Source organism: Bacillus seohaeanensis, from assembly GCF_042684945.1.
Taxonomy (GTDB): domain Bacteria; phylum Bacillota; class Bacilli; order Bacillales; family Bacillaceae_B; genus Rossellomorea; species Rossellomorea seohaeanensis.
In genome coordinates this window covers 1-21,225 of sequence record NZ_JBHUMF010000017.1, presented here as the reverse complement: position 1 = coordinate 21,225, position 21,225 = coordinate 1, and the positions used below count along the sequence as shown (strand labels likewise).

The following is a 21,225-nucleotide window of genomic DNA, read 5'->3' as shown; positions in this document are numbered from 1 at the left end:
ATCCATCTACAGTAGAAAGAAACTATGAATTTTTAAAACAAAGCAGAGTAATCTTTTTCTCCATGCTCTTCTAAACCTTAAATTTACTGATTAATTTCTGTAAGTCCTCTGCTAGGCTGGACAGCGAATTAGAAGATGCCGATATTTCTTCCATTGATGCAAGTTGTTCTTCTGCTGAAGCTGCTACATTTTGAGAGTGCATAGAAGTATCCGTAGAAACTTTTGTAATACCTAATACAGAGGCTCCTACTTCTTCTGTACTTGCAGAAATTTCTTCTGCCGTTGCTGCCATATCTTGAATCTGTTCAGAAAGTTCTTCCATAAATTCAAGGATCTCTTTAAAACTACTTTCTGTCCGTTGAACAATAGTCAAACCATCTTTCACATCAATTGTTACATGTTCCATTGATTTATTAGAACGAACCATATCTTGTTGAATTTCACCAATTAGATTTGAAATTTGTGATGAGGAAAGTTGGGATTGCTCTGCTAATTTACGTACTTCATCCGCAACCACAGCAAATCCCTTTCCATGTTCACCTGCTCTAGCCGCTTCAATAGCAGCATTTAATGCTAGCAAGTTGGTCTGTTCCGCAATGCCCGAAATGACTTTCGTGATTTCTCCAATTTCTCTAGAACGCTTATCCAACGATTTTATAACCTCTCCACTTTCATTGACAGACCGACTGATTGCAGTGATTTGCTTTACCGTTCTATCAACAAATTCCCCACCATCTTTAGCCTTTTGGGTAGCCTGTGAACTAACTTCTGAAATGGAAGAGGCATTATCGGCAATGGATTGAACACCTTTAGTCACTTCCTCCAAGGCAACTGCACTTTCCTGGACACTAATAGTAGAATGTTCTGCCCCATTTGCTACTTGTTGAATAGATTCTGTAATGGTTTCTGTTGCCTTACTTGTTTGTTCCGCACTTGCGTTTAACTGTTCTGAGGCTGAAGCAACTTGCTCTGAAGTAAAAGCAACTTCATTCATCATACTTTTAAGGTCTTTAGCCATTCGATTAAAGCTTAATGAGAGTGTGCTTAATTCATCACCAACCTGATCCTCGATTTCGGATGTAAAGTCCCCCTGTCCCGCTAATTCAAGTGCCCTTACAATCGTCGTTAATCTTTGTTTAATTCTTCTTGTAAACCAATAAACTATTAAGAACGATACCCCAATTACAACGACTAATATAATCAAGAATTTCATTAAAATCCCTGACAAAATACTATCAATAATCGCCTGCGAAGCCCCTACATAGAGTATACCTATCGTCTCCCCGTCTGCACTTTTTATTGGCATATAAGCTGCTTGATAAATATTACCTGCTGCGTTAGCTTCACCGTAAAAATTTTTGCCATTTTTAAGAACAACATTTGATACCTCTTCAGAAACCTTCGTTCCAATGGCACGATTGCCTTTTTGTATAACATTAGTTGCTACCCTTGTATCATTTTGGAAAATCGTTACAGTATCCCCGGTATCTTCACCTATTTTATCCACTACTTCATAATTATCATTTATGAGAGTAGTTCCTTTATAAAGTTTGTCACCTTTTATGGCCCAATCGCCAGGGTATTTATTATTTATGTATCTGTAAGCTAGACCTAAATCCCCTTTTGCCTTTTCAACTGCAAATTCTTCAATCCCCTTTGTAATTTGTTGATTTACTACAAACCCTATAATCATTGATAAAGAAAGAATAATGGCTAAAACCATTATGTTAATTTTAGTACCTAATTTCATCTTCAAGACAATCACCTCTATTATTATTTCACTAATCTTAAGGATCACTTATGAAAACACTTTAGGAGTCACTGTATTCTCTATGGGTTCTCATAATTACTGGGTAAACTATCCTTTTATTCCCGCATTAAAATACATATTGTCCATTCTCAACTTTTCCTTAAGGTTGATGATAAATGATTCTATTTTTTTATCGGCTTTTATTATTGAATTAAAATAAAAACAACTCTTATTCAATAATTTACCAAATATTTTCAAATCAAAAACGTTCTTATTAAAAGATAAATGTCCTCTACTAAAACTCCTATCTATCTTTAACACAAAAATTAATAAACAACAGGAAAGCTTTGCTTATTAATCTAAAAACAAATGATTTGATGATACTACCATGTAGTATGCTTTTCTGATGACGAATATTGAAGAAAGGAAATGAAAAAAAGGATAAAAATTTTTAGCTTTACTCCTCAAGCATTTTCTAATTCCCCCTACTTCTCATCAAATTTTAATACACTAATATAACATAGTAATAGATTTTGGTACATTTAGTCTCTCCCATTAATAAATTCGTAAGTAGAAGATTAAATAATGGTTCTGGAATCTGACATTTGAATGCTACCTTAAACAACCTAGAAACCAACCTCCTTACAAATATTACATTTATTTGTAATACAAATTCATGAATAGTCCATACTTTAACTATAGCTAACTATTTTAGGAGGTGGGCACATATGGAGGTAAATAGTTTTACTCTCAAAGTGAATGACAATGAGATCCAAGCAAAGAAAGGACAGTCCATTTTAGAAGCATCACTAGAGAATAACGTGTATATTCCTGGCATTTGTTCCTCGCAACCAGATTTAGGTGTTGGTGTAATTCAAACCTGTGATACTTGTTATGTCGAGGTAAACGGCGAGCTACAAAGAGCCTGTTCGACGAAGGCTGAGCCTAATATGGTGGTCAATTCTATTTCTGAAGTTGCCAAAGAAGCTCAGTTAGAAGGTATGTCACGAATTTTAAAAAACCATGAGCTTTACTGTACCGTATGCGATAACAACAACGGAAACTGTGTCGTACATAACACCGCGGAATATTTAGAACTCGAGCATCAAAAGTACGAGTTCAAACCAAAACCCTATCCGCCCGACACCACACATCCCTTTTACCGCTATGAACCCGACCAATGTATTTTGTGCGGACTCTGTGTAGAAGCATGCCAAGATCTCCAAGTCAGTGAAGTGTTAAGTATTGACTGGGAGAGAGAGCAACCTAGAGTTATTTGGGATAATGATGTTCCGATTGATAAATCCTCTTGTGTTTCCTGTGGCCACTGTGTATCGGTTTGTCCATGTAATGCGTTGATGGAAAAATCTATGCTTGGAAAAGCAGGATATATGACTGGAATTCCTAAAAATATTTTAGAACCAATGATTGATTTAACAAAGGAAGTAGAACCAGGATATAAAGAAATTTTTACTATTTCCAATGTAGAAGCAACAATGCGGGAAGATCGAATAAAAAGAACCAAAACAGTGTGTACCTATTGTGGAGTAGGATGCAGCTTTGAAGTATGGACAAAGGATAGAGAAATTTTAAAAATTCAACCACAAGAGGATGCTCCTGTAAATGGCATCTCTACATGTGTAAAAGGAAAATTCGGCTGGGACTTTGTCAATAGCAAAGAGCGCCTAACCAAGCCGCTTATTCGAAAAGGAGACAAATTCTATGAGGCATCTTGGGACGAGGCCCTAAATCTAATGGCCGAAAAGTTCCAAGCTATTAAAGAAAAAGATGGAGCAGATGCACTAGGATTTATTTCATCTTCTAAATGCACCAATGAAGAAAACTATTTATTTCAAAAACTTGCACGTTCTGTTTTTCAAACGAATAATATTGACAACTGCTCTCGGTATTGCCAAACACCAGCATCAGCTGGTTTAATGCGGACAGTCGGAATTGGTGGAGATTCAGGAACAATGAAAGATATCGCAGGTGCAGACCTCGTTATTGTTGTTGGGGCAAATCCTTCTGAATCCCATCCAGTGCTAGCCACTAGGATTAAACGTGCCCACAAGCTACATGATTTGAAATTACTTGTCTCCGATTTAAGAAAAAATGAATTAGCTGATCGAGCAGATCTATTCATCCATCCAAAGCCAGGGTCAGACCTTGTATGGTTATCAGCTGTGACAAAGTACATTCTTGATCAAGGTTGGGAAGATAAGCAGTTTTTACAAGAACGTGTCAATAATATAGAAAAATACAAGGAATCGCTAGAAAAGTTCACACTGGAATATGCTGAAGAAGTAACAGGGTTATCAAAAGACACACTAATAAAAGTGGCAGAAATGATACATGAGTCAAATGGCACATGTATTTTATGGGCAATGGGCGTCACTCAACACTTAGGAGGTACTGACACAAGTACAGCTATTAGTAATCTCCTTTTAGTTACAGGTAATTACGGCAAACCAGGGGCCGGCGCTTACCCACTTCGCGGCCACAATAACGTACAAGGTGCAAGTGATTTTGGCACAATGCCTAACTGGTTACCAGGTTACGAGCCTGTCGAGAATGATGAAGTACGCTCTCGATTTGAGCAAGCATGGGGTACAAATATCCCGAAAGAACCAGGCTTGAATAACCACCAAATTGTCGAAGCAATTACAGATGGACATGTGAAAGGAATGTACCTTTTTGGAGAGGAAATGGCTTTAGTTGATTCGAATATCAATTATGTCCATGAAGCATTTGAAAAACTAGAATTCTTTGTCGTCCAAGATATTTTCTTTTCTAAAACAGCACAATTTGCGGATGTTGTTTTACCAGCAGCGCCTAGCTTAGAAAAAGAAGGAACTTTCACAAACACAGAAAGAAGAATTCAACGTTTCTATCAAGTATTCGAGCCACTTGGAGATTGTAAACCGGATTGGGAAATCTTCCGTGACTTTGCCAACAAGTTAGGAGCAAACTGGCAGTACTCTCATCCATCTGAAATTATGGATGAAGTAGCACAGCTTGCACCAATTTTTGCAGGAGTAAAATATGACCGGTTGGAAGGTTGGGATAGCCAAGTTTGGCCAGTGAAAAAAAATGGCGAGAGTACGCCGCTACTATACAAAGATAAGTTTAAATTCCTAGATGGGAAGGCGCGACTTTTTCCTGTCGATTGGACACCACCGTTTGAAGTAGATGACGAATTTGACCTTCATCTAAATAATGGTCGGTTACTGGAACAATTCCACGAAGGCAACATGACAGATAGATCGGATGGTATTCATCATATGGTCCCTAACCCTTGGCTAGAAGTATCAAAAGAGCTGGCTGATGAACGGAACCTTGAAACAGGATCACTAGTCCGTTTAACCTCCCCATATGGTCAGGTGAAAGTACGTGTGTTAGTTACAGAACGAGTCGCAGGTAATGAACTATATTTGCCGATGAATACAATAGAAAACGAAAAAGCGGTAAATAAATTAACAAGTAGTTATTATGACAAAGACACACATACACCAAACTATAAAGAAACACAGGTTAAAATGGAAATACTCGAGCAATCAGGTGAATCTCCGTTACCTCGACATAATCATCGATTTGGAAATCCACAGCCACACATTGGTGTAGAAGTGGAGAAAAAATGGAATCGTTCAGACTTCACTCCGATTCCTGAGACACTTGAAAGTGAGGGAATTTACGATGGCAAAAGCGATCAAGCAAATTGAGCGAAAACAAAGTAATGTAGAGGAAGAGCGAGCAGAGGATATCCAAGCAATTCTAAAACAAATCGCTGACAATAGGGAGGCTATTCAAGACAGCCTAATTATTCTTAAAGAACTCCATCAATCTGGGGTTCTAGATATGCTCAAAGGTTTTCTCAGAACAAAAGAAAAAATAGGCTCCATTGCGATTGAACAGATAAACCAACCCGGAATGCACAACATCATTAAAAATGGAATGAGTGGAGTAGAACTGTTGTCATCGATAGATTCAGATCAACTAAAACAACTTCTAGGGGGATTGACACAAGGGGTACAAAAGGCATCGGAAAGCACACAAAAGAAAGAACAAATAGGAATGTGGGGATTACTAAAGTCGATGAAAGACCCAAATGTAAATGCGTCGTTAAATACGATGATTCATTTTTTAAATGGCATGGGAGAAGGATTAAACAACAAACAAGCTCATTAGTCAGGATGTGAAACAATTGATTACCCATAAACTTTCTATTCCTAACCTCAAAAAAGAAGACGAAGTAAAAGTTAGCAAAGCTTTGCATGATGTATGGGGTATACGCAACGTCAAAATTAATGTACAGACAAAAGAGGCTATCATTTCCTATGATGAGAAAGCTGGATCATTGCAAGACTTTCAACAAGCGATTATCGATATTGGATATGAAGCAAACAAACTCGAAGGTGAATTGTAAAAGGAGGATCTCTTGAATGGCTAGGATTTGTGAAGTTTGCGGCCGAGTAGAGGAAGTAGATAGGGAAGAACCTAAGTATGATATCCTAGATGTTTGTCTAGAATGTACGGAACACATAATATATCCATCATCGGAGTTAGAATAGCAACATAAAAGTGGACCAGCCTCTACAATAAAGAGACTGGTCCATTTTACTTTCAAGAAAGCCATCAAGTGGATTCCAGAGTTAGGTAATTTTAAAAATAAAATTCGTTCGTTTTGAAGCAAAAAAGCACTAATGAAACCGTCCGTTTAGACTTTTTCTCTCAAATAAGCCATATAGTAAAACCCACCAACAAAGATTGCGCCTCCAACTGCGTTTCCAAGAAATACAGCAACAAAGTTTACAAAGTATTCCCACCAACTAAAGTAACCAGCAAAGATAGCGGCTGGAATGACAAACATATTAGCTACGACGTGCTGAAACCCGATAGCAACAAACGCCATAATCGGAAACCAAATACCGAGAACTTTACCTGTAAAGTCATCCGCACTGTAACAAAGCCATACAGCTAAGCATACTAGCCAATTAGCTCCAATGCCTGAAATAAAAGCTTGAAAAAAGGAATCTTCTATTTTACCACCAGCGACGGCTACCGTTTTCTCCAAAAAAGGACCTGTTTCCGTTAACCCAAGGATATGTCCAAAAAAGTAGGCCACAAAAATTGAACCGATAAAGTTGCTGACAGTGATAATTGACCAGTTTTTTACGATGTGGATTGTCTTAATTTTACCAGTAAACCTTGCTACTGCTACCGCCATCATATTACCTGTGAGTAGTTCACCACCTGCTAGTAGCACAAATACTAACCCAACCGGAAAGACTGCTCCGCCAATGAACGCAGACATCGATCCCCATATTTCTTCCGGTAAATTTGCAGTCACTCGAATGTCCAACAAAAAGCCAAAAGCGATAAAAGCTCCCGCTAAAAAACCAAGAATAAGTGTAGTAAATACTGGTAAATGAACTTTCTTTTCCCCATGCTCCATGGCTAGTTCTGCTGTTTTCTTAGGTGGATGAAATGACATTTTACTACCTACTTTCCTTTATTTTAGCCTTGCACGATTCTTTCTGGATGTGTATATACATTTAATCTTTCTTTTCGAATAAAACCTACCGCGGTAATCCCTAAGTCATGTGCCAACTTTAACGCTAAAGTTGTTGGAGCCGATTTAGATAAAAGGACTCCTGCACCAATTTTTGCAACTTTTAATACGATTTCTGAAGAAATTCTTCCACTAAAAACAATTACTTTGTCTGATAATGAAATACGGTTATGTAGGCAATATCCATAAATTTTATCTAGAGCATTATGTCTACCAATATCTGCCCGTGTTAAGAGTAATTTTTCTTTTGTGCATAGAGCTGCATTATGAAAACCACCCGTTAAATGGAACTGAGAAGAATGATTTTGCAGTTCATTCATAAGGTGCAAACATTGGATAACCGATAGTTGCATATAACTACGTATTGTCTTTGCAGTTTGGACATCGTTATGAAAATAAAATTGCCTACTTTTTCCACAACAAGAACCAATGAATCTTTTAGAGACATAATCCTTGTTTCTAACTTGCTTATTTTCTAACTCGACATAAGCAAATCCCTTACTATCATCAATTTGCAATGACTTAATTTGCTTTTCAGAACGGATTATTCCTTCTGAGGCTAAGAATCCAACAACAAGCTCATGTAAATGATCAGGCGAGCACACCATTGTCGCAAACTCTTCCCCATCCAATCGAATAGTTAGCGGATGTTCAACCGCTGCATCTTCCTGCGTTTCTCCTAAATAATCACCATCATATTTAACAACCGTTATTTTCTCAGTATTCATACAAAAGCCCCCTTATCTAATTCCACTGGTTAAAGGCTTATCATCCTTGGGTGAGCCGCTTCCACTTGCCAAATTACTCATACTAGTTATAGTTTCTTCAATTAAGGCAATATTTAAAGCTAATAAGTAAAAAAAGTTGAAAACACAGGGGAGATTGGGGTGGATTGGAATGGTCCATTGCCCCCAAATAAAAAATTTTACGAAAACAGGCTTTAAAAATATAAGTATTTACTCAAAAAATATAAACCGTGCTCATAATATTGTAGAAGACGATGACAAGCCTGACTGGTCAGTCACAAAGAATCATCTTCATAATAAAAAAACAGCAGAGGATTTCTCCCTCTACTGTTTTTCTACTTTACTAGTATAAGCAAGGATAGCCTATTTGCTGCTTTAACCTCACCTTTACTTTTCTTACTTCTCAACGATTATATAGGCTTGCTTCGGATGATTTAATTGATCCGGATACTTTAATCTTATTTCCCCTTTATTTAATAGCTTTGCTAGATAATTATTTCTTAATCCGTCAGGGGTTCTCTCTAATAAGTGTGCTAGTTCTTTTAACATTAATGGTTTTTTGGCACAAAGCCTTACTATCACTTCTTCCATTACGCTTGGCTTTAACCGTCTCTTTCTTCTGGCAATCTCTGAAATTCCCCACAATTCCTCTTCCATTTCTTTTGAAGAAGCGAAGTCTGCTTTTTGCTCTTTTCGTTCAACTTTTAAATCACTTGCCACTCTATCAACTTTTTGCTCATTTATCGCATGCATCTCACTATTATCGGAGTTAAAAGCACTGACAAAAGGGTTTTCTTCGTTATTATAGGAGTCACTTTCTTTAATATCGGAGTTATTTCCACTATTATAGGAGTTAATCTCTTTGTTTACGGAGATATCACCATTATTAACGGAGTTATTATCGCGTTTTATGATGTCATCATCGTTATTAATGGAGTTACTCTTTTTATTTACGGAGCTTACTCCGTTATTTATGGAGCTTTTCTCATTATTAACGGAGCTCTCTTGGTCACCAAAGGCTTCGTTTACCACCTCTTCTTCGGGAAATAAAAAAAGCTCGTGCTCTTCTGTTTCAACTATTTCCTCCATCTGTTGTACTTCTTCCAACAAATTTGATTTTACATGTAACGTGAGAATCGTACGTTCTGATTCTGGCACTTGGATTAAATTAAAAGCATCCTCCCCATAATCCTTCCATGCTGTCTCCATGTTTTTTAATCCAGAGCCTGTCCTTTTACAAAGCCCTATTAAAATAAACATTTTAAAGAGATTAGGGTTGCGGAGATTGCTTATATTACCTTCTAATGCTTGATCTACTGATATACGGAAAAGACCAGGATTGGAAAACCGAAACAAATTCTTTTCCTTTTCAATAACAACGCCACCCTCACCATAATAATCGGAGTGAACTAATGCATTGATCAATGATTCATGCAAACAAGATATAGCAGCCGTCTCATCAGATAGAGTAAGATTATTGTTTTGACATAAATCATTCAAATCAACTGCTAAATCAGCACTTGTTTTGAAATAAAAGTCAAATATATTCCCCGACCAAGTACCATCCTGTGAAGTAAAGCGTTTAGACCAATTTCCATTTAGTGTTTCCTCTAAACTTTCTCGATATTCAAGAAAATACTGTGGCAATACTTCTGTAATAATCCTTTCCTCACTGAACATTAATAAACCAGCAAGCGTTAAGCCTTCCTCATTCGTATTTCGAACCTTTCCCCATGCACCAATTTTGTATAAAAATTCTTTTGTTTCTAGTCCATTCCACGGATGATTTGGTTTAATAGCAGAAAATTTATCTCGATAATTTTTAATAGACTCGAAGTTTAGTTCATTCACCCCATAATGTTCTAAGATTACGTTATCCTGTGGAACGGATGAATAATCTGGTGGATGATGTACATTCATATTCATGTTCAACCTCCCTCTTATACTCGACTTGTTTCTCTATTATTCTTATTTTATCATCTTTTGCCTAATCCTTCTCTCCCTTATACAACAAGCATTATTTCCCATTGTAAAAACGGCTAGAAAGAAGAAGAAAAATGAGAGGAGTAAGTTATTTTAATATAATAATCTCATTGTCCACGCTATCTTTTGGTATCTTCCACGAAAAAAAGTTCGTATGAAAATGAAATCCAATTAAATATAATTAACTGATTTAAAATAAGTGGTACAGCAAGACACCATTAAACACTTCTGTTCACTATAAAGAATAGAGGGTAGGTCTAATTACTCACTCCGTTCTTTTCTAGTGAAATTTTTTAGATAAATGCTTCTCCGCATCCTCAATACTTTATCCGTAGTCTCCATATAAAAGGGAGACATGTTACCATTTTTTTATACTACTTTTACTTGCTTTAACATTAAAAAAGGAATTAGAGTCGTTACTCCAATTCCTTAATTGTTCACATACTAGTATCGCTAAAAAACTAGTGATAAGATAAATGTCCAAATACTTACAAAGGCTAGTAATATAAAGCTATATTTTAATGTCATCTTTGTGAGTGCTGCTTCTTTTCCAGTTTCTCCAACAGCTGCCGTTGCTATTGCAACAGATTGAGGAGAAACAAGCTTTGCTATCACTCCTCCTGCAGTATTAGCAGAAACTAATAGAGAAGAATTAGTTCCAATTATACTACCAGCAGTAGACTGTATTGGTGCAAATAATGTATTGTTATTGACTACCGATCCCGTCATAAATACTCCAATCCACCCTAAAATTGGTGATAATAGCGGGAAAATATCTCCTGTTGTTGCCACTGCTTCCCCTAAAGTAGAAGTTAATCCACCATATGTCATTAATTTAGCTATCCCAATAATGGCACAGATCATAATAATAGGGATATAAAATTCAGAAACAGTTTCCTTAAGAAGACCTATGCTTTCCTTCCCAGTTATTGATTTTGTTGTAACTATTGTTGTTAAACCTGCTAATAGTATGGCTGTACCTGTTGCTCCTATTACATCAACACTAACATCGATAGCAGATCCTGGTATCGCAAACTTTAAAACAGAGAACCCAAGGATTGCACCTTCTGTAAATAATCCTTTAAATGCTGGGAAACTCCATATTAATACAAATATAGTTAATAAATAGAACGGGGACCACGCTTTTATCATATCTCCCATAGAATGCTTTTCAAATTCACACTCTTTTCCATTAAGTAAAAATATCCGTTTAGGCTGCCACTTTTTAAGAAATAGTGCAAGTAGCCCCATCGCTAATAAAGAGGGAATTATGTCAGCTAATTCTGGACCTATAAATATAGTTATAATTGCTTGACTCACTGTATAAGTAGTAGAAGTGATTAAAATAGCCGGAAATATCTCTTTAATCCCTTTAAATCCATCCATTATCCCTATTAATAGAAATGGGATTGTAAAATTAATGATAGGTAGTGTTAAAGCAGTCATGACAGATACATTCATAGCCGTTACATCGCCTTCAAGACCAAATGTATCGATGATTCCAACTGGTATTCCAATAGCCCCAAATGCTCCAGAAGCACCATTTGCGATAAGACAAAGCATTGCTGCCTGTAACGGTTTAAATCCTAATGAAACTAAGAGAACGGCACAAATTGCAATTGGAACACCGAAACCAGCTGCGCCTTCAAGAAAGGCGTTAAAGCAAAAACCGATTAATAAGAGTTGTATACGCTGATCCTGTGAAATCCCTGCAATACTACCACGTAAAACGTCAAACTTCCCTGACTTAACGGAAATTTTATACAACCAGACCGCCATTACAATGATATAGCCAATTGGCCATATCCCTTGTATAGCACCTTGTATAACACTTCCAATTGATTCCCCAATAGGCAGTTTAAAAACAAAAAGTGCGATTAGAAAGGTTACTAGTAAATTTAATAGGGCTGCATGAATACCTTTCATTTTTAGCACTGTTAGGCATAATAGAAACAAAAGAATTGGAATCGCTGCAACTAAAGCGGATAGGCCGAGATGATGAAATGGATCAAAAGTTTCTACTAACATCGGAATTACTCCCCTACATAAAATTTCTTATTTAAGAAGGCTCACTTCTCATAGATTGTTGTTTTCATTTGTGAGTTTTTCCCGTTGATTTCCACGTGGAGAGAGGGAAGAGCCCTCCGCTCCAATTAACTCAGTAAGTTTTCGGTTAAAAAGCAACCACCTTTACGAAAACAGCCTTTAAGAATGACACTATTCCCAATAAAGAGATTGAATACCTTTCAGTGTTTTTACAGAACTAGCAAACTTTTCTTTTTCATTATCATTTAATGAAAGTTCCACTATATTTTTTACACCTGTACGATTAATAACAGAAGGAACTCCAACGTAAACATCCTCGTGATCATACTCTCCTGTTAACAGCGTGCCAACTGGTAAAACGACATTTTCATTTTGTAAAATTGCTTTTGTGATTCGCACTAATCCCATTGCAATTCCATAATACGTAGCACCTTTTGATTCAATAATTTTGTAGGCTGCATCCCGCACCTCAACAGCTATTTCCTCTTTTCTTTCTTCTGTTAATCTTGGCGCTACTGGTACGCCAGAGATATTAGCAGAGCTCCAAACAGGAAGTTCAGAATCCCCATGTTCTCCAATAATATAGCCATGGACACTTGTAGGAGCTGTATCAAACTCTTCACCTAGTAGATAGCGAAATCTTGCAGAATCTAGAATTGTTCCAGAACCAATTACTCTTTCTTTTGGGAGACCTGAGAATTTCCATGTAGCATAAGCTAAAATATCAACAGGATTAGTTGCAACTAAGAAAATACCATTAAATCCTGACTTCATAATGTTCCCTACGATAGATTCAAAGATTTTTACATTTTTACTAACAAGATCTAATCTAGTTTCTCCTGGTTTTTGTGCAGCACCAGCACATATAACGACAAGTGCAGCATCTTTACAATCATCATAAGAACCAAATTTTATTTTCATGGTTGATGGAGCATACACAATCCCATGATTTAAATCCATAACATCGCCTTTAGATTTTTCCTCATTTAAATCAACAAGCACTAATTCATCACAAACTCCTTGGTTCATCAAACCATAAGCATAACTTGAGCCAACTGAACCGGTTCCAACTAAAACAACTTTGCTTCCTAATGTAATATTCATCATGATTTCCTCCAATTAGTCATTAATTGTGAATCATTTCACATGATTAAGTATACTTAATGTTTTAATTTCAACTTATTTTAACTTCTATACTAATTGCTAATGGTACCTATATGTCTAAAATCACTTTTTCATCTCCATTCATAGTGGAGAGAAGGGAAGACCTATTGTTCTATTTGTGAATAATTTCACAAACAGATTTAAAAAAAGATAATCTTATTGCGGTCTGTTTATTCCTGAGATTATTGTGAAGTTCTTCACAAACAAATTATACAACATGTTAGCAAAGAAATACAACACTTATTTTCAAAAAAAGAAAAGAAATAAAAAGAGGCAGTGAATACTATCGTTGCCTCTCTTTATCCCAAAATAGAACTAACATCTATTATTCTCCCTGATTAAAATAGCCAACTCTCTCCATGACTACCTATTCATATTCGCCAATAATCTCCACAGCCTTTTCTGTAATAGACGTGTCAATGGCTTTGTCGAAGTCTAGCTCTCCTCGAGTGGCACCATTTTCTTTATACATATCATATTGATTTTTAATATCCTCGATGAACATTTCACCATTAGGATTTAATCCTGTAACACCAACATTCTCCCATAGGTTAGGATCTTTTAGTGCCGTATACTCTGTCATGATCTCAATTATTTCGTCTTTGCCTTCCCCTTTAATAAAAGCATCATTGTAGTCACGGACACCTTTTAAATAGGCAGCCATGAATCTTAAGGAAATATCTTTTTCTTCATTTATAAATTTAGGTGACCCAAGTACCATTGCAATTTGAGCTTTTGGTGCATAATCCGTTGCATCTCCAAACCGAGTATGGATACCCTGTTCACTTCCTTGTGTAATAAATGGTTCAATTTGAAGTGCTGCATCAATAGAACCATTCTCAATAGATGCAAGCATATTTCCAAAATCCGGCATTAGTACAAACTCTACCTCATCCTTCGTCAAGCCTCCATGCTCTATCATCTTATGAAAAATATAATCATCCACTGCATTTCTGGTAGAAACCGCTATACGCTTACCTTTAAAGTCAGAGTAGTCCTTCATTTCCTCTTTCAAATCATTACTAATTACAAAGGAAAAGTAAGAGTCTCCTTTTATGTTATGTCCTTTATCTGCAATAATTTTAACGTCAATTCCTTGAGCAATGGCGTTAAAAAAGGAAGCAGATGAAATTCCCCCTGCAATATCTACTTCGCCAGAGGCTAATGCCGGTAGCATATCATCACTATTTGCAAATTGAGCGAATTCTACTTCAATATTGTAATCTTCAAAGTAACCTTTTTCTTTTGCAATATAAAAACCTGCCCCTGAAGCAGATCCATCCTCTGCGATAACCACCGATGCCTTATCGTCAAGAGGAGCTAAATCACCTGATGGATTATCTTTACTTACTTCATTGTTCACCTTCCCTCCATTGTTAGACTCCCCCGAATTATTGGAAGAGCATCCTCCTATGATTAATGCGACCACAAACAATGGGACGAAAAACACCCCTTTGAACTTCCCCATGGTGAATCTCCTTTCTCGTTCCGGCGATTAGAGGCTCGAGGGGCAATTTTAGAAAAAATAGTTAAGATTAAAAAGGCATCTCTTCTATTTTTCCAAAGTGCTTGTGCCTCTTATCAAGTCGCCTCCATTTTTAGTTTTTTATATACCTACATTCTCGACCCCTGCACCTCTTCTTGCAGGTGATTCCAAATTTCCACAAAACTATTTGCCATTTCTTTATTAGCACGCACCTGTTCCATATTTCTCGGTCGCGGTAAATCGATGATCTTTTCATCGATAATTTTCCCGGGTTGAGAACTCATTAATAGGATTCTGTCACTAAGTAACAATGCTTCATCAATGCTATGTGTGATAAAAAGAACTGTCTTCTTTGTTTCTGACCAAATACTTAACAATTCTTCTTGAAGAATAAATTTATTTTGTTCATCTAACGCAGCAAACGGTTCATCCATTAATAAAATTTCGGGGTCATTAGCAAAAGCTCGCGCAATACTTACCCTCTGTTTCATTCCTCCGGATAATTCCTTTGGATAAAGCTTTGCAAATTTCTCAAGTCCGACTTTTTTCAAATAGTAAGATGTTCGTTCTTTTACAATCTTTTTCGGTAAATGCCTCATATTGAGCCCAAACGCAACATTCTCTTCAACCGTTAACCACGGAATAACTCCTCGCTCCTGAAAAACCATTGATTGTAATGGACGATCTTCTTTTCCTTGTGATATTGAAAAATCTCCAACACTTGGTTTCTCTAATCCCGCAAGAATACGAAGTAAAGTCGTCTTTCCACACCCACTCGGCCCAACCAAACAAACAAATTCACCATCTCTAATATCCATTGTTATATCCTTTAAAGCTGAAACGCTACTACCTTTTTTATAAAATACTTTTGTCAAATTATGAATAGAAATCTTCGGAATTTCCTCCATCGTATCACCTCTCTAATACTCTATCTCCACGGCAATAACTTTTTCTGAAACCCTCTTAAAATAAGTGAAAATAGATATCCAAAAAAGGAAATCAGCACGAGTCCCACATACATCTCTTTTAGCAAAAAGGCACTATAGGAGGTCCAAATTAAATAACCTATACCAGAATTCGCTCCCATCATTTCCGCTGCAACAATAGTTAAAAGTGCAATCGCCTGCCCCATTTGGATGCCCTCTAACATAACAGGAAGAGATCCAGGTAAAGCAATTTTGAAGAAAAAATCTTTAGAATTAGCACCATAGTTTTTCGCTACATCCAAATAGATTTTGTCAATATTTATAACCCCAGCTACCGTATTAATAACGACTGGAAAAAACACACTTCCTGCAATGGTTACAATCTTGGAAACTTCTCCGATACCAAATATGATTAAAATAATTGGTAATAACGCCAACGTCGGAATTGGCATAAGCGCCATTACTAATGGAGAAAAAAAGTGCCGTATTGGTGAATATAGCCCCATTAATAAACCAAGAACAATTCCGGGGATAACACCTAGCAAAAATCCTGCAAATATTCTATATAATGAAATACCAATATGACTAAATAATTCTCCACTTGTTCCCATTACAAAAAATGTTCCAACTATTTCTGTTGGCGGTGGGAAAAATCTCGCATCTACTAAACCAGTTCTCGATAAAAATTCCCATAAAACTAAAATGAAAATAGGAGAAGATATTGTAAGCAATTGTTTAAATCGATCTTTTACTTGCCTTTTTCTCCATTCTTCCTGTTCTATTGCAAAAGGATCATATTCTACATTCACGTTATTTTTCTTCATGCTTCACCACCTCTTTACACAAATAATATGTGCGTTCGCCCATAAGTGTGAAAAGTAGAAAAAAATTTTTTTGCACATGGCGATTACGAAAATGGTTAAGAATAAAGGCAGAACCTTTTTCTTTAAAAGATTCTGCCTTTGTCTTTAATACGTCACTTTAACCTTTTAATATTACTTGTGATACGGTTCGCCACACCTGTTTCATCAGCAGGTTATCAATCTCTACTTTTACCCTGTAACCTTCACTTTTCTCAATATTATAAGGAATATCCGATAAATAAAGTCTATTTCTTTGTAGGTTGTACGAAAAATTTGCTAAAATTCAATTAAAGTAATCCTTGTATTTTAATTGACAAAAATAATTAAACCTATATAATAATTAGTATAAATTAATAATAATTATTATAGGTAGCCAAGTTTACAAATAAAATAAAAGGTTTCCTATAATATTAAATATTACACTTAGGAGGAATTTTAGTTATGTCTCTAATAGGAAAAGAAGTACAACCATTTTCAGCACAAGCTTATAAAAACGGTGAATTTATCGATGTTACAGAAGAAAATTTAAAAGGTAAATGGAGCATTGTTTGTTTCTACCCAGCAGATTTCACTTTTGTTTGCCCAACTGAGCTTGAAGATCTTCAAGAACAATATCCTGCACTTCAAGAACTCGGGGTTGAAGTATTCTCTGTTTCAACTGATTCACATTTTGTTCATAAAGCATGGCATGATCATTCAGAAGCAATCGGCAAAATCACATACACAATGATTGGAGATCCTTCACATCAAATTTCTCGTGACTTCGATGTATTAATTGAAGAAGACGGTGTTGCTGATCGCGGTACTTTCATCATTGACCCTGATGGTGTTATCCAAGCTGTTGAAATTAATGCAGGAGGCATTGGTCGTGATGCAAGCACGCTTATCTCTAAAGTTAAAGCAGCACAATATGTTCGCAACAACCCAGGTGAAGTTTGCCCTGCTAAATGGCAAGAAGGCGGAGAAACACTTAAGCCAAGCCTTGACCTTGTAGGTAAAATTTAAGGAGAGCGATTATAAATGGCACTGGATGCAGAAATTAAGTCACAGTTAAATCAATATCTTCAACTAGTAGAAAATGATCTTCTGCTTAAAGTCAGTGCAGGTTCAGATGACGTATCGAAGGAAATGCTAGCTCTTGTTGAAGAGCTAGCTTCCATGTCGTCTAAAATCACTGTCGAAAAAGCAGAATTAAATAGAACACCAAGCTTTAGTATTAATCGTGTCGGTGAAGAGACTGGCGTCACCTTTGCTGGTGTGCCTTTAGGACACGAGTTTACTTCTTTAGTGTTGGCTTTATTACAAGTAAGTGGACGAGCTCCAAAAGTCGACCAAAGTGTGATTGACCAGATTAAAAAAATTGATGGTGAATATCACTTTGAAACATATGTCAGCTTAACTTGCCATAACTGTCCTGACGTTGTGCAAGCACTAAACATTATGAGTGTACTTAACCCTAACATTACACACACAATGATTGATGGAGCTGCATTTAAAGAAGAAGTAGAAAGTAAAAATGTTATGGCCGTACCAGCCGTTTTCCTAAATGGCGAGTTCTGGAACGGAGGTCGTATTTCACTCCAAGAAATTATTGCTAAATTGGGTGAGGGTCTAAGTGCAGAAGATCTAGCGGATAAAGACCCATACGATGTCCTCGTTGTTGGTGGTGGACCAGCTGGAGCAAGTTCGGCAATTTATACAGCGCGTAAAGGTATTCGTACAGGAATCGTTGCAGAACGATTTGGTGGACAAGTTCTTGACACGCTAAGTATTGAAAACTTTATCAGTGTAAAAGCTACAGAAGGACCTAAACTGGCACAAGCTCTTGAAGAACATGTAAAAGAGTATGATATTGATGTCATAGACTTACAGCGTGCTAAGCGTTTAGAGAAGAAGGACCTTTTTGAAATTGAACTTGAAAACGGTGCTGTTCTTAAGAGTAAATCCGTAATTATTTCAACAGGTGCTCGTTGGCGAAATGTTAACGTTCCTGGTGAGCAAGAACTTAAAAATAAAGGGGTTGCCTACTGCCCACACTGTGATGGTCCATTATTTGCAGGAAAAGACGTAGCGGTTATCGGTGGCGGTAACTCTGGTATTGAAGCAGCAATTGACCTTGCTGGGATTGTAAAACATGTCACAGTTCTTGAATTTGCATCAGAGTTAAAAGCAGATCAAGTTCTACAAGAGCGTCTTAACAGCCTACCAAATGTAACAGTCGTAACGAACGCTGCTACTCAAGAAATTACAGGTACGGACAATGTAAATGGCATTACTTACACCGATCGTGAGACAGGTGAAGAACACCATGTCGAATTACAAGGTGTATTTGTCCAAATTGGACTTGTGCCAAATACTGAATGGTTAGAAGGTACACTTGAGCGTAACGCAATAGGTGAAATCATCGTTGATAAGCGTGGAGCTACGACAATTCCTGGAGTATTTGCAGCAGGAGATTGTACAGATAGTGCCTATAACCAAATTATTATTTCCATGGGATCCGGTGCAACAGCAGCTTTAGGTGCATTTGATTATCTCATTCGAAATTAATATAGAACATAAGCAGTAGACTCCTAATTTAACAGTTCTTTTAGGTAGTATTTATAAATCCCTCTAATGATTGTAAATACGTTAAAAAATTGTTAGATGGTTCATAAGCTTATAATAGAAACAATTACAATATCCATTATTTTAGAAAATCACTATCTAGCTAGACAAGATAGTGATTTTCTTTATTATTCTTTACTTTTTATTGTTGTTATCCTTAAATTGGGCTATGAAGGAAAGTTTCCCTTTCTTTCTAACTTCGGGTACTTATAGGCAATTTAATCTCAATGGTTGTGCCTTTATTCAACTGACTTGAAATTCTCATTGCACCACCATGATTTTCAATAATTCGATAACTAACCATTAAACCTAGTCCAGTCCCATTTTCCTTCGTTGAAAAAAAGGGTTCTCCCACTTTAGGTATTTGCTCTTCTTCTATTCCTTCTCCTTCATCAATAATACATATATTGACCATCTCATCATTGGTTACTTGAACCTCTACCGTAATGTTCCCACCTTTTGGCATCGCTTCAATAGCATTTTTTAAAAGATTAATAAAAACTTGCTTTAGTTGATTTTGTTCACACTTGATTTGCGGTATTTCTTTATCAACCACCAAATGAAGTTGTATATTTTTTATGATTGCCTGCGGTTCTAGAAAGGAAATAATACTATGCAATATCTGTTCCATATCCTTATATTCATAGTTTATTGCTTGTGGCTTGGAAAGTATAAGAAATTCACTGACTATTAAGTTAATACGATCTAACTCAGCTAACATAATATTTGCATACCGCTCATCAATATCCGTTTTAAATAGTTGCACAAAGCCCCTAAGCGTTGTTAAAGGATTTCTAATTTCATGAGCCACACCTGCAGCTAATTGACCAACAACTGATAGTTTATCAGACCTTCTGATCATTTCCTCACTTAATTTGGATTCCGTTATATCTTTTGCAATTTCATAAATCCCAATAAGTTGATTATCAATGATAATCGGAATCATTTTTATATTAACGACTCGTTCACATCCGTCTTTACGAATAATTGATACGGTACACTCCTGATGTTTTCCTTCATTAGCTTGCTTAAAATACTCCCTGTGTAAATCTAAATCTTTTGGAAGAATGATAGAATTCCAATCCATATTTTTGAGATCCTCGATAGGATAATCGACTAATTTTTCAGCTGCCTGATTGGCATCTATTAATTGTCCATCTAAATTAAATGTAAAGATGGAGTCCGAATGATGAACAAATAATGACTTAAAACGTTGTTCAGTTTGATCCAAACGTTTTTCTAACAGTTTCCGATTCTGTTCTTGACTATAACTAAGTAATTCCTCAACCTTCTTGCGTTGGTCGATATCAATGTCGACACCATTTAATTTTATTACTTTTCCATTTGAATCCAAAATAGGCTTAATACGTTTTTGAATCCACTTTAGTTCGCCATTTGGCAGCTGAATTCTGTATTCTCCTACTCCAGTCTCGCCTTTCAAAATTTTTTGTTCAAACTTTCCTAAAACATCAATGTCTTCTTTATAAATCATTTTTTTCCATAAATCTTTATTATTGATAAATTCGTCTGCTGAATATCCACATAACTCACTAACTTTTGATGATATCATTAAGTTATTATTCATGAGATCATATGAATAAATTACAGCATCTACACTTTCAAAAAGCTCAGCTTTTTCTTCTTCTTTTTTCTTCATTTCCTTCGCATAATATCTGGCTTTATCAACTTGTAATCCAATCCACCAAACTGGGAACATAAAAATGGCGGTTAAAATCCATTCCCTTGGTGGTAAATATCCCAGTGATAAATATACATTTAATTTAAAAGCTGCTGAGGAAATAATTAAACTTGAAATTGCCAATATTCTTCCTGTATATTTCATTAATAAATCTCCTTAGTTTCCAAACACATTTGAGAACAATAATGCAAGATTAATAATACCATAGTCCTATTTAAGTTTTCACACCAAAATATTCCATGATAAACACTACCGATGCTTACGAAAAGGCTGACAGTATATTCGTATTTTTCTAGACAAACTTCAATTGTTTTATATAATGGTTCTACGTCAAATGTTGGGGTAACATAGGCTACCGCGCTTTTGCTTGGTGGCCTTTTATAAGT

General features: G+C 36.2%; 17 protein-coding genes. 6 read left to right on the top strand and 11 right to left on the bottom strand.

All coding sequences use genetic code 11. The annotated features are described in order from the left end of the window. Nucleotides 1-70 precede the first annotated feature (70 nt). Complete coding sequence (locus tag ACFSUL_RS08095; protein ID WP_377934540.1) at nt 71-1,750, bottom strand: methyl-accepting chemotaxis protein; 1,680 nt, start codon at nt 1,748-1,750, stop codon at nt 71-73. Between the two features lie 728 nt (nt 1,751-2,478). Here ACFSUL_RS08095 and fdhF point away from each other — a divergent pair. Genes fdhF through ACFSUL_RS08075 form a run of 4 tightly spaced genes read left to right on the top strand, consistent with a single transcriptional unit; the run spans nt 2,479 to nt 6,318 of the window. After that, the gene (gene fdhF / locus ACFSUL_RS08090; RefSeq protein ID WP_377934364.1) at nt 2,479-5,469 is read left to right on the top strand and encodes a formate dehydrogenase subunit alpha; all 2,991 of its coding nucleotides are present in this window, start codon (nt 2,479-2,481) and stop codon (nt 5,467-5,469) included. Next, nucleotides 5,444-5,935 carry a DUF1641 domain-containing protein gene (locus tag ACFSUL_RS08085; RefSeq protein ID WP_377934362.1) on the top strand — a complete coding sequence of 164 codons (492 nt, stop codon included), beginning with the start codon at nt 5,444-5,446 and terminating at the stop codon, nt 5,933-5,935. The genes fdhF and ACFSUL_RS08085 overlap by 26 nt, the downstream gene beginning before the upstream one ends. Before the next feature lie 16 nt (nt 5,936-5,951). Beyond that, complete coding sequence (locus tag ACFSUL_RS08080; RefSeq protein WP_377934360.1) at nt 5,952-6,173, top strand: heavy-metal-associated domain-containing protein; 222 nt, start codon at nt 5,952-5,954, stop codon at nt 6,171-6,173. A gap of 16 nt (nt 6,174-6,189) precedes the next feature. Beyond that, nucleotides 6,190-6,318, top strand: a complete 129-nt coding sequence (locus ACFSUL_RS08075; protein ID WP_377934358.1) for a hypothetical protein — start codon at nt 6,190-6,192, stop codon at nt 6,316-6,318. Nucleotides 6,319-6,464: 146 nt separating this feature from the next. On the opposite strand, the gene ACFSUL_RS08070 is transcribed toward ACFSUL_RS08075, so the two are convergent. From ACFSUL_RS08070 to ACFSUL_RS08035, 8 genes are all read right to left on the bottom strand, one after another. Next, nucleotides 6,465-7,241: a formate/nitrite transporter family protein gene (locus ACFSUL_RS08070; protein WP_377934356.1), complete on the bottom strand. Its 777-nt coding sequence runs from the start codon at nt 7,239-7,241 to the stop codon at nt 6,465-6,467. Between the two features lie 23 nt (nt 7,242-7,264). After that, on the bottom strand, nt 7,265-8,047 hold the full coding sequence (fdhD, locus tag ACFSUL_RS08065) for a formate dehydrogenase accessory sulfurtransferase FdhD (protein ID WP_071410404.1): 783 nt from the start codon (nt 8,045-8,047) through the stop codon (nt 7,265-7,267). Between the two features lie 414 nt (nt 8,048-8,461). Next, a complete protein-coding gene (locus ACFSUL_RS08060) occupies nt 8,462-9,991 on the bottom strand; it encodes an ATP-binding protein (protein WP_377934353.1) in 1,530 nt (509 codons plus the stop codon). A 510-nt stretch (nt 9,992-10,501) separates the two neighbouring features. Continuing rightward, complete coding sequence (locus tag ACFSUL_RS08055) at nt 10,502-12,076, bottom strand: L-lactate permease (protein ID WP_377934351.1); 1,575 nt, start codon at nt 12,074-12,076, stop codon at nt 10,502-10,504. Nucleotides 12,077-12,265: 189 nt separating this feature from the next. After that, nucleotides 12,266-13,198, bottom strand: coding sequence for an L-lactate dehydrogenase (locus tag ACFSUL_RS08050; RefSeq protein WP_377934349.1), 933 nt, complete (start codon nt 13,196-13,198; stop codon nt 12,266-12,268). 427 nt (nt 13,199-13,625) lie between these two features. Next, nucleotides 13,626-14,726, bottom strand: coding sequence for an ABC transporter substrate-binding protein (locus ACFSUL_RS08045; protein WP_377934347.1), 1,101 nt, complete (start codon nt 14,724-14,726; stop codon nt 13,626-13,628). Nucleotides 14,727-14,872: 146 nt separating this feature from the next. Beyond that, entirely contained in the window at nt 14,873-15,652 is a 780-nt protein-coding gene (locus ACFSUL_RS08040; protein WP_377934345.1) for an ABC transporter ATP-binding protein, read from the bottom strand. Nucleotides 15,653-15,672: 20 nt separating this feature from the next. Continuing rightward, nucleotides 15,673-16,494 (bottom strand): ABC transporter permease, encoded by an 822-nt coding sequence (locus ACFSUL_RS08035; RefSeq protein WP_377934343.1) that lies wholly within the window; start codon nt 16,492-16,494, stop codon nt 15,673-15,675. Nucleotides 16,495-16,974: 480 nt separating this feature from the next. Between ACFSUL_RS08035 and ahpC the strand changes: the two genes are divergently transcribed. Together ahpC and ahpF are read left to right on the top strand one after the other, a co-directional pair. Beyond that, a complete protein-coding gene (gene ahpC / locus ACFSUL_RS08030) occupies nt 16,975-17,538 on the top strand; it encodes an alkyl hydroperoxide reductase subunit C (protein ID WP_071410396.1) in 564 nt (187 codons plus the stop codon). A 15-nt stretch (nt 17,539-17,553) separates the two neighbouring features. Further along, nucleotides 17,554-19,083 (top strand): alkyl hydroperoxide reductase subunit F, encoded by a 1,530-nt coding sequence (ahpF, locus tag ACFSUL_RS08025; protein WP_377934340.1) that lies wholly within the window; start codon nt 17,554-17,556, stop codon nt 19,081-19,083. Between the two features lie 250 nt (nt 19,084-19,333). On the opposite strand, the gene ACFSUL_RS08020 is transcribed toward ahpF, so the two are convergent. After that, nucleotides 19,334-20,983, bottom strand: coding sequence for a PAS domain S-box protein (locus tag ACFSUL_RS08020; RefSeq protein ID WP_377934338.1), 1,650 nt, complete (start codon nt 20,981-20,983; stop codon nt 19,334-19,336). After that, the coding region (locus tag ACFSUL_RS08015) for a hypothetical protein (protein ID WP_377934336.1) at nt 20,983-21,225 on the bottom strand (243 nt) is incomplete at its 5' end. The genes ACFSUL_RS08015 and ACFSUL_RS08020, both read right to left, overlap by 1 nt.